Genomic DNA, 14732 nt, shown 5'->3' with positions numbered 1-14732 from the left:
CATCGTCGACTGGTCACGGTCTTGGCGGCGCAGTGCTGCCCGGCCTGTCGACGCGCCCGGGATCGATCACCAGTCGCCTGGCCTGGGCATCCAGTTCCGGGCCGTGATACATGTCCAGGCATTTCAGGAAATCGAACCGGATGCCCTTGATTTCCGCCTCGGCCAGCGGATTCGTGTAGTCGCGCGACAGGTAGCCATCCACCAGAGACCGGACCGCATCGGGGCTCTGCTCCATATCGTAGACAGTCCAGTCCCGCAAGGCGCTCGCGCTGCTTCCCGCATCGACCGGCGCGCCCTTGTCGTCCTTGTAGGCATGCGCCACGCATGCCGCGAGAACCATGTCCTTGTAGTTTTGCGCATGCGTGCGCGTTGCTGCCTGCGGGGAGACGGGCGGCTCGCCCTTTGCCGGGCATGCGGATGACAGCAGCGCAAGCATCGGCAGCGCCATGCGAAGCCGCACTCTCATGACGGCAGCCCCCGGAAATACGGGCGGCCGGCACGGTATCTCGCCCCGCTCTCGTTGACGTCGATTTGCGTGAGGGCGTCCTGCACGAGAGGCATGGATAGCCGGGACATTCGTCACTCCTTTCTATTTCCGGAATGACGGACATTATTTTATTGATTCGCCCGCGTCAATTACCTGCTCATTATTCCTGGATCACGCGCCAAATTCACATTCGAATTAGTATTTATCCGGTTTCGCGTCACAGATAAGCGAAACACATTCCCGCTCCAGAACGATATTCCGCCGGGCGCTGCTGACCTGGGCCAATTTCGCCCCTGACATCTCCCAAGCGCCCCAAAAAGCAAATCCCCCCAGCAAGCTGGGGGGATCCCGGTATGACATGCGCGCCACGCACACAGGCCGCAAGCAAGATGCCCCAACCGCCCTACACCTCCAGCCACTCCTTGCGCACCGTCGCATTCGCCTTCAGGTCCTGCGGCGTGCCTTCGAACACGATGTGGCCGTGCCCCATCACGTAGACGCGCTGCGAGATGTCCAGCGCGATGGCCAGTTTTTGCTCGATCAGCAGCACCGACACGCCGCGCTCCTTGAGCCGCTTCAGGTAGTCGCCGACCAGCGTGACGATCATCGGCGCCAGCCCTTCGGTGGGCTCGTCGATCAGCACGAGGTCGGGGTCGCCCATCAGCGTGCGGCACAGCGTGAGCATCTGCTGTTCGCCGCCGGAGAGCACGCCGGCGGCGGTGTGCTCGCGTTCCTTGAGGCGGGGGAACATGTCGTACATGTCCTGCACGGTCCAGCGCGGCCTGGGCTGGCGCGGGTTGCGCTTTTCGCCCAGCAGCAGGTTCTGGCGCACCGTGAGCGTGGGGAAGATGTCGCGGTTCTCGGGCACGTAGCCCACGCCGAGGTGGGCGATCTCGAAGGTGCGGCGGCCGAGGATCTCCTCGTCGCGAAAGCGCACCGAGCCTTCGGCCCTGACCATGCCGAGAATGGCCTTGGCCATCGTGGAGCGCCCCACGCCGTTACGGCCGAGCAGCGCGACGATCTCGCCTTCGTCGATGTGGGCGTCCACGCCGTGGAGGATGTGGCTCTTGCCGTAGTAGGCGTGCAGCCCTTGCACGTCCAGCATGCGCTTGCCCATCAGTGCGCTCCTTCGGTGGCGGGTTCGTCGAGGGTGGTGCCGAGGTAGGCTTCCTTGACCTTGCGGTTGGCGCGGATGGCTTCGGGCGTATCGGTGGCGATCACCTCGCCGTAGACCAGCACGGAGATGCGGTCGGCGAGGCCGAACACCACGCTCATGTCGTGCTCGACCATCACCAGGGTCTTGCCCACGGTGACGCGGCGGATCAGTTCGACGGCATGGTCGGACTCGGAGCGGCTCATGCCGGCGGTGGGTTCGTCGAGCAGGATGACTTCAGCGCCGCCGGCGATGGTGATGCCGATCTCCAGCGCGCGCTGCTCGGCATAGGTGAGCAGGCTGGCCTGGTTGTTGCGGCGGTGGTGCAGGCCGATCAGTTCCAGCACTTCCTCGGCGCGCTCGCGCGCGTCGCGCAGCTCGGACAGGCGGTGCCAGAACGAGTATTTGTAGCCGAGCGACCAGAGCACGGCGCAGCGCAGGTTCTCGAACACCGACAGGCGGTGGAAGATGTTGGTGATCTGGAAGCTGCGCGACAGCCCCATGCGGTTGATGACGAACGGCTGCAGCCCGCCGATGTCCTGCCCGTTGAGCCTGACCGTGCCCGAGCTGGGCGCGAAGCGGCCGGAGATCAGGTTGAAGGTGGTCGACTTGCCGGCGCCGTTGGGACCGATCAGCGCGTGGCGCTCGCCCTTGGGGATGGTCAGGTTGACGCCCCGGATGATCTCGGTCTGGCCGAATTTCTTGCGCACGTCGTTCAGTTCCAGTGCCGCGCTCATACCGCACCTCCGGCCATTTCGGCTTGTATCTTGTCCCAGGTGGCGCGCACGCGCGTACGCGCGGCGCGGCAGGCCAGCAGCCCGCCCGCCCACAATGCCGCGGCCACCAGCCACGGCGCCACGGCGGCGGCGTCGAAGCCGATGCCGAACAGCGACATGGCGGTGCCGTTGGCGCTGTCGACCTGCACCTTGTAGACCAGCTCCACGGTGAGGATCACCGCGGCCAGCAGCACCAGCCCGGCGGCCGCAGCGCGGCCATAGTCGGGCAGCATGCGGCGCAGCTTGCCGCGCGCGAGCAGCGGCACCTGCATCATCAGCAGGCTGGCGATGCCGCCCGGCACGAACATGACCATCAGCACGAAGAACAGGCCCAGGTAGAGCAGCCACGCCTTGGTCAGATCCGACAGCGCCACCGCGAACAGGATGAACACCACGGCGCCGATCACCGGCCCGAAGAACACGCCCGCGCCGCCGATGAAGGCCGCCAGCAGCACGCCGCCGGAGCGCACCGCGCTGACGTTCTCGGCCGACACGATCTCGAAGTTGATGGCCGACAGCGCGCCGGAGATGCCGGCGAAGAACGCCGACAGGATCAGCACCAGGTAGCGCACGCGCTGGGTGTTGTAGCCGATGAATTCCACGCGCTCGGGGTTGTCGCGCACGGCGTTGGCGATGCGGCCCAGCGGCGTCTGCGTCCACGCGTACATGGCCGCCATCGACAGCAGGCACCAGGCGGCGATCAGGTAGTACACCTGCCGGCCCGGGCCGAAGGTGATGCCGAGCACCGGCTCGCCCACCACGCGGTTGGTGGAGATGCCGCCCTCGCCGCCGAAGAAGTCGGGGAACATCAGCGAGCTGGCGAACACCATCTCGCCGATGCCCATCGTGATCATGGCGAAGGTGGTGCCGGACTTCTTGGTGGTGACGTAGCCGAACAGCACGCCGAAGAAGGCGCCGGCCAGCCCGCCCACCACGGGCAGCAGCGACACCGGCAGCCACACCTTGCCCGCGCCCGCCATGTTGAGCACGTGGATGGCGATGAAGGCGCCCAGCCCCGCGTAGACCGCGTGCCCGAACGACAGCATGCCGGTCTGGCCGAGCAGCATGTTGTAGGACAGCGCGAAAATGATCATGATGCCCATCTGCGACATCAGCGTGATGGCGAAGCCGCCCGAGAACACCAGCGGCAGCACCAGCATCAGCAGCGCGGTGCCGCCCCAGATCAGCCAGCGCGCGAGGTTGAGCGGGCGGTAGCGCAGGGTGCGGCCGGTCGCGGCCGTCTCGCGGCGTTGTTGCATTGTCGTCTCCATGCCGTCAGCCCTCCCGGGTACCCATCAGACCACGCGGGCGGAAGATCAGCATTACCACCAGCAACAGATACGGCAGCACAGGCGCGACCTGGGCCACCGTGAGATTCCACAGCGACGACAGCGGCGTGCTGTCGGTGACGTGCATGCCGACCATGCCGAGCAGCCCGGCCAGCGACGCGTCGAGCGTGACGGCGAAGGTCTGCAGCACGCCGATCAGCAGCGAGGCGATGAACGCGCCCACCAGCGACCCCATGCCGCCCACCACCGCCACCACGAACACGATCGACCCGACCGCCGCGGCCATCGACGGCTCGGTGACGAAGGCGTTGCCGCCGATCACGCCGGCCAGCCCGGCCAGCGCGGCGCCGCCGCCGAACACCATCATGAACACGCGCGGCACGTTGTGGCCGAGCGCCTCGACCATCTCGGGGTGCGTGAGCGCGGCCTGGATCACCAGCCCGATGCGGGTGCGCGTGAGCACCAGGTAGATCGCCACCAGCATGGCCAGCGACACCAGCATCATGAACGCGCGGTACTTGGGGAAGGACGAGGTGAACACCGTGAACAGCGGCCCGTCCAGCTCGGCCGGGATGCGGTACGGCACGGCGGCCAGGCCCCACACCAGCTTGACGCCTTCCTCGATCAGGTAGGCCAGGCCGAAGGTAAACAGCAGCTCGGCCACGTGCCCGTACTTGTGCACGGTGCGCAGCCCGAAGCGCTCGACCAGCGCGCCGGCGCCGGCCACCAGCAGCGGCGCGAAGATCAGCGCCGGCCAGAAGCCGATCTTGCTGGCGATGGTGTAGGCGAAGTACGCGCCGAGCATGTAGAAACTGGCGTGCGCGAAGTTCAGCACGCCCATCATGCTGAAGATCAGCGTAAGCCCGGAAGAGAGCATGAACAGCAGCAGCCCGTAGCTGATGCCGTTCAGGAGGGAGATGACGAAGAATTCCACAACATGTCCTTCATTCTGACGCCGGCCAGCCAGGCGGCCGCCGGCCGCCTGCCGGCCGTGACAAGGCACAACGGGCCGCGCCCCGGTGGGCGCCGCCCGCCCGGCACGGCGGGAGCCGCGCCGGACCGGCCGAAGTATGCAGGATCGGAAGGCGCGCCGGCATCCGCCGCGCCACCCGCCGCACCGTCCGCCGGACGCGGGCCTACGGGCGCTTCATCTGGCAGGAAGTGGGCTGCGCGGCCACGTACTGGTCGAGCAGCGCATTGGTCTTCCAGCCATAGCCCGTGTTCTCCTGGTCGTACTTCACTTCCTTGCCGTCGACCTTGGTCCAGGTGGCCACCACCAGCGACTGCTGGACCTGGTGGTCCGAGCCGCGCATCTCCGTCGTGCCGTTCATGCTCTCGACCTTGATGCCTTCGAGCGCCTTGGCCACCTTGACCGGATCGGTCGATTTGGTCTCCTTGAACGCCTTGCCCAGCATGGCGATGCCGGTGTACGCGGCCATCACGTAGAAGTCGTCGTTGTACTTCTTCTTGAAGCCTTCGATGACTTCCGAGCCCTTGAAGCCGTTGTTGTTGGCGTTGTAGTAGCCCACGTACTTGACGCGCTCGGCGCCGGACGCGCCCATCGCCGTGGGCACGCCGGTGGTGGCGCCGTAGTAGGTGTAGTAGTTGGCGTTCAGGCCGGCGTCCTTGCCCGCCTTGATCAGCAGCGCCAGGTCGCTGCCCCAGTTGCCGGTGATCACGGTGTCGGCGCCGGACGCCTTGATCTTGGCCGCGTAGGGCGCGAAGTCCTTGACCTGGGCCAGCGGGTGCAGGTCGTCGCCGACGATCTGCACGTCCGGGCGCTTGCGCTTGAGGTAGTCCTTGGCGGCGCGCGCCACCTGGTGGCCGAACGAGTAGTTCTGGTTGATCAGGTAGACCTTCTTGACGTTGGGGTCCTTGGCCAGGAAGGTGGTCAGCGCCTCCATCTTCATGTCGGAGTTGGCGTCGAGCCGGAAATGCCAGTAGTTGCACTTGCTGTTGGTCATGTCCGGGTCCACCGCGGCGTAGTTCAGGTAGACGATTTCCTTGCCCGGATTGCGCTCGTTGTGCTTGGCCACCGCGTCCTCCAGCGCCAGGCCCACCGAGGAGCCGTTGCCCTGCACGATGTAGCGGATGCCCTGGTCCACCGCCTGCTTGAGGATGGTCAGGCTTTCCTGCGGCGAGAGCTTGTTGTCGAAGCCGATCACCTCGAACTTGTTGCCGCCGCCCCAGTCCTTCTGGTTGGCGAGGTCGGCGACGAACTGCCAGCTCTTGAGCTGGTTCTGGCCGACCGGCGCCATCAGCCCGGACAGCGGATCGATAAAGGCGATCTTCACCGTCTCGGCAGCCGCGACCCCGGAACCCATCGCCCCGAACATCGCCACGGCGGCCGTGGCGGCCACGAGCGGACGCAATCTGATCATGCTTGTCTCCTTCGGTTTTTTTGTTGGCTTCGGTTGATGCCGGCCCGCGGCGGCGCCCTCTCCCCTGACCTCGGCGCGTTTCGGGCCTGTCCTGCGGATGGCGGCTCTGCGGCCGCCTCGGGGTCAGGCAGACGACGGCAGCCGGTAGTCCTTGAACTGCTCGCGCAGCCGGAGCTTCTGCATCTTGCCGGTGGCGGTGAGCGGGATCTCGGCGACGAAGGCGACGTCGTCGGGAATCCACCACTTGGCGACCTTGCCTTCGAAGAACTTCAGCAGGTCCTCGCGCGAGACCTCGGCGCCGGGGCGCCTGACCACCACCAGCAGCGGGCGCTCGTCCCACTTGGGGTGGTAGCAGGAGATGCAGGCCGCCATGTGGACCGCCGGGTGGGCGGAAGCCACGTTCTCGATGTCGATGGAGGAAATCCATTCGCCGCCGGACTTGATCACGTCCTTGCTGCGGTCGGTGATCTGCATGTAGCCGTCGGCGTCGATGGTGGCCACGTCGCCGGTCGGGAACCAGCCGTCCACCAGCGGCGAGTTCTCGCTGCGGTAGTAGTGCTCGATCACCCAGGGCCCGCGCACGTGCAGGTCGCCGAAGGCCTTGCCGTCCCACGGCAGCTCGTTGCCGTCGCCGTCCACGATCTTCATGTCCACGCCGTAGATCACGCGGCCCTGCTTTTCCTGGATCTTCTGCTGTTCCTCTTCCGGCAGGTCGTTGTGGCGCGCCAGCAGCTTGCACGAGGTGCCCAGCGGCGACATCTCGGTCATGCCCCAGGCGTGGATGGTCTCCACGCCCAGCGCCTTGAGCGCGCGGATCATGGCCGGCGGCGCGGCCGAGCCGCCGATCACGGTGCGGCGGAACGTGGAGAACTTGAGGTGGTTGCCCTGCACGTACTGCAGCAGGCCCAGCCAGACCGTGGGCACGCCGGCGGAGAAGGTCACTTTCTCCTGCTCGAACAGCTCGTACAGCGAGGCGCCGTCCAGCTTGGCGCCCGGGAACACCAGCTTGGCGCCGACCAGCGGCACCGAGTACGGCAGGCCCCAGGCGTTGACGTGGAACATCGGCACCACCGGCAGGATCACGTCCTGCGCGGAGCAGCCCAGCGCGTCCGGCAGCGCCGACGCATACGAATGCAGCACCGTGGAGCGGTGCGAGTACAGCGCGCCCTTCGGGTTGCCGGTGGTGCCGGAGGTATAGCAGAGGCTGGACGCGGTGTTCTCGTCGAACTGCGGCCAGGTGTAGTCGCCGTCCTGCGCGTCGACCAGGTCCTCGTAGCACAGCAGCGCGACCTTGGCGTCGGCCGGCATGTGCGCGCGGTCGCTCATCATCACCCAGCCCTTCACGCCCGGGCAATGCGGCGCCACGCCCTCGACCAGCGGCAGGAAGGTGGCGTCGAAGAACACGTACTGGTCCTCGGCGTGGTTGATGATGTAGGCCACCTGCTCCGGGAACAGGCGCGGGTTGACGGTGTGGCACACCGCGCCCGAGCCCGACACGGCGTAGTAGATCTCCAGGTGGCGATAGCCGTTCCAGGCCAGCGTGCCGACCCGCTCGCCCCGGCGCACGCCGAGCGCGGCGATGGCCTGGGCGAGCTTGCGGGCGCGCAGCTCGCAGTCGCGGTAGGTGTAGCGGTGCAGGTCGCCTTCGGTCCGTCGCGAGACGATTTCCGTGCTGCCGTAGTGACGGGCGGCGTGCTTGATGATGGAGGAAATGAGCAGGGGTTCGCTCATCATTTGACCCATCAATGCCATGAAATAGTCTCCTGTAGTTTTAGGAATTCGCCAAAAAAGCGAACAACCGTTCTATTTTTTGGCCGATTGTTCCCATCCTTCGGTGAAACGTCAATGGGAATCCGTTGTGCGCTGCCGTATCGGCCGGTGTTTCGGCTCGCGCGCGGCCCCGCTCCCCACGGACGGGAAAAACCCGGTCCGCGCCCTGCGCTGGTGCGTGCGCTACAGGGGCTGGAGAAGGACTTGCGGAAACCGTGCGGCGGCCACGGCGGTCACAGATGGAAATGGCGGCGTGGAAGTACAATAACGCCTGCCATGTTGCACCTCAACATGTCGTTTTCCCTAGCCTGCAAGCGCACTTGCGGGAAATCCGGCGAGCCGGCGCTGCGCCGCCCAGCCACTTCACAACGACGCCCCCCAGTGAATTCTCCCGAGCCGACCGCCGTTCCCTCCCCGCCAGACTCGCCACCCGCGAGCGGCGCCGCAGCCGCGCCGTTCGCCACGGCGCCCGGCTTCGCCGCGCTGGACCCGCGCTTCTTCACGCGGCTGGCGCCCACGCCGCTGCCTTCGCCCTACCTGGTCGGCGTATCGGCGTCGGCCGCCGCCCTGCTCGGCTGGGACGCGCAGGCGGCAACGCAGCGCAGCTTCATCGAGACCTTCGCGGGCAACCAGGTGCCGGCGTGGGCCGATCCGCTCGCCAGCGTCTACTCGGGCCACCAGTTCGGGGTCTGGGCCGGCCAGCTCGGCGACGGCCGCGCGATCCGCCTGGCCGAGGCGCAGACCGCCGGCGGCCCGCTGGAGATCCAGCTCAAGGGCGCCGGCATGACGCCCTATTCGCGCATGGCCGACGGCCGCGCGGTGCTGCGCTCGTCCATCCGCGAATACCTGTGCTCCGAGGCGATGGCGGCGCTGGGCATCCCGACCACGCGCGCCATGAGCATCGTCGGCTCGGACGCCCCGATCCGGCGCGAGACCGTCGAGACCGCCGCCGTGGTCGCGCGCTTGGCGCCGACCTTCATCCGCTTCGGCCATTTCGAGCATTTCGCCGCGCGCGAGGACACCGGCGCGCTGCGGCAGCTGGCGGACTTCGTCATCGACCGCTTCATGCCGGCCTGCCGCGACGACGCCCAGCCCTACCAGGCGCTGCTGCGCGAGGTCTCGCTGCGCACCGCCGACCTGATGGCGCAATGGCAGGCGGTGGGCTTCTGCCACGGCGTGATGAACACCGACAACATGTCGATCCTCGGCCTGACCATCGACTACGGCCCGTTCGGCTTTCTCGATGCGTTCGACGCCAACCACATCTGCAACCACACCGACTCGCAGGGCCGCTACGCCTACAGCCAGCAGCCGCAGGTGGCGTTCTGGAACCTGCACTGCCTGGCCCAGGCGCTGATGCCGCTGTGGCGCGAAGGCGATGGCGATGGCGACGAGGGCAAGGAAGCGGGGAAGGAAGCCGCGGTGGAAGCCGCGCGCGCCGCGCTCGACCCGTTCCGCGCGCGCTACGCCGCCGCGTTCTTCCGGCGCTACCGCGACAAGCTCGGCCTGCGCCCGCCGGCCGGGCGCGACGAGGACGACGAGCCGCTGCTGACCAGCCTGTTCCAGCTGCTGCACGAACAACGCGTGGACTACACCTTGTTCTGGCGCAACCTCGCCCGCATATCGTCGGCAGACGGCAGCCGCGACGCGCCGGTGCGCGACCTGTTCCTGGACCGCGCGGCGTGGGATGCCTGGGCCGGCACCTACCGCGCCCGGCTGCGCGCCGAGCAGTCCGACGATGCCGCGCGCGCGGCCGCCATGCTGGCGGTGAACCCGAAATACGTGCTGCGCAACCACCTGGCGGAAACCGCCATCCGGCGCGCGCGCGACAAGGATTTCGGCGAGGTGGAGCGCCTGCTGGCGGTGCTGTCGCGTCCCTTCGACGAGCAGCCCGAAGCCGAGGCCTACGCCGCGCTGCCGCCGGACTGGGCCGCGGGCCTCGAAGTCAGCTGTTCGTCGTGAGCCGTCCGGCCAGCGGGGACGGCAAGGCCGGTGCCAAGGCGCCCGCCACGCAAGTACTGTAAGGTTCGACAGCCACGATACGACCAAGGGCATCGGGCGGCGCGAGGCAGGCAAGGCAGCCTGCCCCGCCGCCCGGCCCGCCAGAATGAGGAAGCCGAGCATGACCACGCAAAAAACCGACGCCGAGTGGCGCGCGCAACTCTCCGACATCGAATACCGCGTCGCCCGCGAAGCGGCCACCGAACGCCCCTTCACCGGCCGCTACTGGGACCACTGGGAACGCGGCACCTACCGCTGCGTCGGCTGCGGCACGCCGCTGTTCGAAGCCAGCACCAAGTTCGACGCCGGCTGCGGCTGGCCCAGCTACTTCCGCCCGATCAACGGCGAGGTGATCGACGAGCACACCGACCGCTCGCACGGCATGGTGCGCGTGGAAGTCCGCTGCAAGGAATGCGGCAGCCATCTGGGCCATGTGTTCGAGGATGGCCCCGCGCCCACCGGTTTGCGCTACTGCATCAACTCGGCTGCGCTAAAATTCGACCAGCGCGATCCCGCCGATGCCGATACCGACGCGGGTGATGCCGCGCCGACAGCGCCGACATCGCCGGATACGCCGCGCTAAGCCCGGACCGCCCGCGCGGCGGTCCGTCGCCAACCCAGCCCCGACCTTCGCGTCGATCTATCCTGTCCGCATGAAATTCCTGTTCGACCTGTTCCCGGTCATCCTGTTCTTCGCCGCCTTCAAGCTGTGGGGCATCTTTCCCGCCACCGCGGTGGCCATCGCCGCCACCGTGGTGCAGATCGGCTGGGTGTGGCTGCGCCACCGCAAGGTCGATCCGATGCAGTGGATCAGCCTGGCGATCATCTCGGTGTTCGGCGGCGCCACGCTGCTGCTGCACAACGAGACCTTCATCAAGTGGAAGCCGACCGTGCTGTACTGGCTGTTCGCCGTCACGCTGACGCTGTCCGCGCTGCTGTGGCGCAAGAACCTGATCCGCGCCATGCTCGGCAAGCAGGTGAGCATGCCGGACGGCGCCTGGGGCAAGCTCAATGCCGCCTGGGCCGCGTTCTTCGCCGTGATGGGCGTGGTCAATCTCTACGTGGCCTACCAGTTCTCCACCGACACCTGGGTCAATTTCAAGCTGTTCGGCAGCATGGGGCTGATGCTGGTGTTCATCCTGGCGCAAAGCGTCTGGCTGTCGCGCCACATGCAGGAAACGCCCACCGAATGACGGCGCGGCGGTGCGCCGCGCACCGCCTCCACCCGGCGCGGGCCCGCCCGCGCTCCACCACAGAGACCGACAAAGACCGATGGCCGCCGATCCAGCACATATCGAGGCGCTGCTGCGCGCAGCCCTTGCCCCCACCAGCGTCGCCGTGCGCGACGACAGCGCGCAGCACGCCGGCCACGCCGGCGCGGCCTCCGGCGGCGGCCACTACCACGTGACCATCGTCAGCGGGCGTTTTGCCGGCAGCAGCCGCGTGGCGCGCCACCGCATGGTGTATGATGCGCTGCGCGAACTGTTCCCCACGCAAATCCACGCGCTAGCCGTTACCGCGCTGACCGACCAAGAACTTGAATCCCGCGAATCCTCCCGCGATTCCTCGAGCAACTCTCAGACCTGATTCCATGAAGACCACCGTCCTCTCGTTCAGCCTGGCGGCTGTGCTTGCCGCTGGCAGCTTGCCCGCCCTGGCCCAGAACGCCGCCGTCGTGAATGGCAAGGCGATCCCCTCGGCGAAGCTGGACAAGCTCATCGCCGGCACCGGCCAGCCGGCCAGCCCGGAACTGCGCGACCGTGCCCGCACCATGCTGATCGACCGCGAGCTGCTGCTGCAGGAAGCCAACAAGCGCGGCCTGACCCAGCGCGACGACCTGCAGGAACAGCTGGAACAGGCCAAGCTCAACGTGCTGGCCGGCGCGGTGTTCGAGGACTACGTCAAGACCCACGGCGCCAGCGACGAAGAACTGCGCAAGCAGTATGAAAAGATCAAGTCGCAGTTCGGCAGCGGCAAGGAATACCACGCCCGCCACATCCTGGTCGAGAAGGAAGCCGACGCGCGCGCCATCATCGCCAAGATCAAGGCCGGCGCCAAGTTCGAGGACATGGCCAAGGCCTCGTCCAAGGACCCGGGCTCGGCGGCCAACGGCGGCGACCTGGACTGGGCCAACAGCAGCAGCTACGTGCCCGAGTTCTCGGCCGCGATGACCGCGCTGCAGAAGGGCCAGATGACCGACACCCCGGTCAAGACCCAGTTCGGCTGGCACATCATCCAGCTCGACGACGTGCGCGACGCCAAGGTGCCCACGTTCGACGAAGTCAAGCCGCAGCTCACGCAGATGCTGATGGGCGACCAGAACTGGCAGCGCGAGCAGTTCCAGGCCATGATGAAGTCGCTGAAGGAAAAGGCGAAGATCCAGTAAGGATCGCGCCTCGCGCGCAGCACGAAGAAACGGCGCCACTGGCGCCGTTTTCCGTTCCGGCGCCCGCGCGTCAGCCCGCGCCCATCGTCCCCAGGTAGCCCGACACCGCATTGCGCAGCCTGCGCCGCAGCCGCGCGAAATCCACCGCCGCGCCCTCGTCGATGCAGGCATGGGCGATCAGGCCGTACACGATGGCCTGCAGCGTCACCGCCGCCTCCTCCGCCACCTCGGCGCATGGCGCGTCCGCGGCGCCCGCCAGCGCGCGGCGCCACACCGCGACGAAGCGCCCGTACATCTTCCGGTAGGCGGCGCGCCCCGAGTAATGCCGCTCCAGCAGGTAGACCGGCCCCCAGCGCTCGGGCGTCTCGCGATGATGGTCCACGTTGACCGCGACCAGCGCGTCCACGATCGCCGCCAGCGGCGCGCCGCGATGCCCGGCCAGGCAGGCGTCCATCGCCAGCACGATGCGCTTGGCGCGCAGGTGCAGGCAGACCCGCGCCAGTTCCTCCTTGCTGCCGAAGTATTCGTAGAACGTGCCCAGCCCCACGCCGGCCAGGTCGACGATGGCGCGGATGGTCACCTGGGCGTAGTCCTGCCCGGCCAAAAGCCGAACAAAGGCTTCCTGGATGGCCAGCGAGGTCTGCCACGAGCGTGACTGCACGGGCCTGCGGCGCGGCTTGGGCGGGTCTTTGCGCGGTAGGTTCATGGGGTTCCGAAAGCCGAACATGAGGGCCGGGCGTTGTCCCTAGAATGGTCTCCAACGCAGCCGGGCGCGGGCGCGCCAGGCGCCGCGCGGAAAAAAACCAAGGAGACAGCTTGCCATGAACTGGACCACCCACGCCATCACCAACCAGGTGCCGGAGCTCAAGGACTACGACCTCTACGCCAGCGATCCCGGCCTGCGCCGCGCCGTGGAGCGCGCCGGCGCGGGCTGGAGCGAGGCCGAGCTCGCGCGCCAGGGCGCGCTGCTGGGCGCGGAAGACACCATCCGCCACGCCGAGGACGCCAACCGCCACCACCCCGAGCTGCACACGCATTCGCGCGCCGGCGAGCGCATCGACCAGGTGCGCTTCCATCCGGGCTGGCACGCGATCATGGCCATCGCGCGCGCCAGCGGGCTGGCCAACCTGCCGTTCGCCGACACGCGCCCCTCGGCCTGGACCGCCTACGCCGCCTCGCTCTACATGCACAGCCAGATCGAATCCGGCTCGCTGTGCCCGACCAACATGACGCAGGCCTGCATTCCGGTGCTGCGCAAGGAGCCGGCGCTGTTCGCGCAACTCGGCGACAAGCTGCTCGCGCGCGGCTACGATCCGCGCGACATCCCGCTCGGAGACAAGCCGTCGATCAACGTGGGCATGGGCATGACCGAGAAGCAAGGCGGCTCCGACGTGCGCACCAACACCACGCGCGCGCTGCCCGCGCGCGGCGAGGGGCGCGGCGCCGAATACCTGATCACCGGGCACAAGTGGTTCTTCTCGTCGCCGATGTCGGATGCCCACCTCGTGCTGGCCAATACCGAAGCCGGCTCGTCGTGCTTCTTCGTGCCGCGCTGGCGGCCCGACGGCAGCAAGAACCCGGTCGAGATCCAGCGCCTGAAGGACAAGGTCGGCAACCGCTCCAACTCGAGCAGCGAGGTGGAATTCCGCGATGCGTGGGGCATCATGGTGGGCGAGGAAGGCCGCGGCATTCCGACCATCCTGGAGATGGCCACCTACAGCCGCCTGAACTGCGCGCTGTCCAGCGCCGGCTTCATGCGCCAGGCCTTCGTGCAGGCGCTGCACTACGCGCGCCATCGCAGCGCCTTCGGCAGGCCGCTGGCGCGCCAGCCGCTGATGGTCCGCCTGCTGGCCGACATGGCGCTGGAGGCCGAGGCGGCGATGCTGCTGGCGATGGACCTGGCCACCGCGTTCGAAGCCACCGACGACCCCGCCCGGCTGGCCTGGCGCCGCATCCTCACGCCGGCCTCGAAGTTCTGGATCTGCAAGCGCGCGGTAGAGCTGACCGGCGAGGCGATGGAGGTGTTCGGCGGCAACGGCTACGTCGAGGACGGCCCGATGGGACGCCTGTTCCGCGATGCGCCGGTCAACTCGATCTGGGAAGGCTCGGGCAACGTGATGTGCCTGGACGTGCTGCGCGCCATCGGCCGCAACCCGGACGACTACCTGCGCGTGCTGGAGCAGATGAGCGCGATGGGCGCCGGCGAGCCGCGCATCGAGGCCAGCGTGGCCGCGCTGCGCGAGGCGCTGCGCCTGCCGGCGGAAGAACAGCAGGCCGAGGCGCGCCGCACCACCACCCGGCTGGTGCTGACCGCCCAGGCCTGCCTGATGCTCCGGCACGCCGGCGCGGCCAGCGCGCAGGCCTTCCTGGCCAGCCGCTTCGACCCCGAATGGGGCGCGGTGATGGGCATCAGCGCGGGCGCGGCAGATGCCGCGCGCATCGTCGCGGCGGCGTGGCCGGACTGACGGCGGCGGCCAGGGCGGGCGCGG

14 protein-coding genes are annotated in these 14732 nt (G+C 68.0%); 6 read left to right on the top strand and 8 right to left on the bottom strand.

Features of this window, described 5'->3' with window-relative positions:
• Positions 1-13: 13 nt before the first annotated feature.
• The 7 genes from AC3WXD_RS18715 to AC3WXD_RS18685 all read right to left on the bottom strand — a co-directional run bounded on the left by AC3WXD_RS18715 (position 14) and on the right by AC3WXD_RS18685 (position 7838).
• Positions 14-448, bottom strand: coding sequence for a type VI secretion system amidase immunity protein Tai4 (locus AC3WXD_RS18715; RefSeq protein WP_492324400.1), 435 nt, complete (start codon positions 446-448; stop codon positions 14-16).
• Between the two features lie 442 nt (positions 449-890).
• A complete protein-coding gene (locus AC3WXD_RS18710) occupies positions 891-1604 on the bottom strand; it encodes an ABC transporter ATP-binding protein (RefSeq protein ID WP_020201610.1) in 714 nt (237 codons plus the stop codon).
• Positions 1604-2377 carry an ABC transporter ATP-binding protein gene (locus AC3WXD_RS18705; protein WP_020201611.1) on the bottom strand — a complete coding sequence of 258 codons (774 nt, stop codon included), beginning with the start codon at positions 2375-2377 and terminating at the stop codon, positions 1604-1606. The genes AC3WXD_RS18710 and AC3WXD_RS18705 overlap by 1 nt, the downstream gene beginning before the upstream one ends.
• Entirely contained in the window at positions 2374-3687 is a 1314-nt protein-coding gene (locus AC3WXD_RS18700; protein WP_492324399.1) for a branched-chain amino acid ABC transporter permease, read from the bottom strand. Before AC3WXD_RS18700 ends, AC3WXD_RS18705 begins: the two co-directional genes overlap by 4 nt.
• A 4-nt stretch (positions 3688-3691) precedes the next feature.
• A complete protein-coding gene (locus AC3WXD_RS18695; protein ID WP_492324398.1) occupies positions 3692-4639 on the bottom strand; it encodes a branched-chain amino acid ABC transporter permease in 948 nt (315 codons plus the stop codon).
• A 202-nt stretch (positions 4640-4841) separates the two neighbouring features.
• Complete coding sequence (locus AC3WXD_RS18690) at positions 4842-6086, bottom strand: branched-chain amino acid ABC transporter substrate-binding protein (protein ID WP_020201614.1); 1245 nt, start codon at positions 6084-6086, stop codon at positions 4842-4844.
• Positions 6087-6209: 123 nt separating this feature from the next.
• On the bottom strand, positions 6210-7838 hold the full coding sequence (locus tag AC3WXD_RS18685; protein WP_454731640.1) for a 3-(methylthio)propionyl-CoA ligase: 1629 nt from the start codon (positions 7836-7838) through the stop codon (positions 6210-6212).
• A gap of 399 nt (positions 7839-8237) precedes the next feature.
• Here AC3WXD_RS18685 and AC3WXD_RS18680 point away from each other — a divergent pair, with 399 nt between their 5' ends.
• From AC3WXD_RS18680 to AC3WXD_RS18660, 5 genes are all read left to right on the top strand, one after another.
• A complete protein-coding gene (locus AC3WXD_RS18680; RefSeq protein WP_020201616.1) occupies positions 8238-9818 on the top strand; it encodes a protein adenylyltransferase SelO in 1581 nt (526 codons plus the stop codon).
• 160 nt (positions 9819-9978) lie between these two features.
• Positions 9979-10440 (top strand): peptide-methionine (R)-S-oxide reductase MsrB, encoded by a 462-nt coding sequence (gene msrB / locus AC3WXD_RS18675; RefSeq protein ID WP_492324397.1) that lies wholly within the window; start codon positions 9979-9981, stop codon positions 10438-10440.
• Between the two features lie 70 nt (positions 10441-10510).
• Positions 10511-11050 carry a septation protein A gene (locus AC3WXD_RS18670; protein WP_492324396.1) on the top strand — a complete coding sequence of 180 codons (540 nt, stop codon included), beginning with the start codon at positions 10511-10513 and terminating at the stop codon, positions 11048-11050.
• Positions 11051-11129: 79 nt separating this feature from the next.
• On the top strand, positions 11130-11444 hold the full coding sequence (locus AC3WXD_RS18665) for a BolA family protein (RefSeq protein WP_020201619.1): 315 nt from the start codon (positions 11130-11132) through the stop codon (positions 11442-11444).
• 4 nt (positions 11445-11448) lie between these two features.
• Positions 11449-12243: a peptidylprolyl isomerase gene (locus AC3WXD_RS18660; protein WP_020201620.1), complete on the top strand. Its 795-nt coding sequence runs from the start codon at positions 11449-11451 to the stop codon at positions 12241-12243.
• Between the two features lie 70 nt (positions 12244-12313).
• Here AC3WXD_RS18660 and AC3WXD_RS18655 read toward each other — a convergent pair whose 3' ends face one another.
• Positions 12314-12949, bottom strand: a complete 636-nt coding sequence (locus AC3WXD_RS18655; RefSeq protein WP_231401569.1) for a TetR/AcrR family transcriptional regulator — start codon at positions 12947-12949, stop codon at positions 12314-12316.
• Between the two features lie 115 nt (positions 12950-13064).
• On the opposite strand from AC3WXD_RS18655, the gene AC3WXD_RS18650 reads away from it, so the two are divergent.
• Positions 13065-14708: an acyl-CoA dehydrogenase family protein gene (locus AC3WXD_RS18650; RefSeq protein ID WP_020201622.1), complete on the top strand. Its 1644-nt coding sequence runs from the start codon at positions 13065-13067 to the stop codon at positions 14706-14708.
• Positions 14709-14732: the final 24 nt, after the last annotated feature.

The organism is Cupriavidus sp. FW216-B1, from assembly GCF_058789195.1.
The sequence above is the reverse complement of the archived record's forward strand: the minus strand, read 5'-3'. Positions and strand labels throughout refer to the sequence as shown.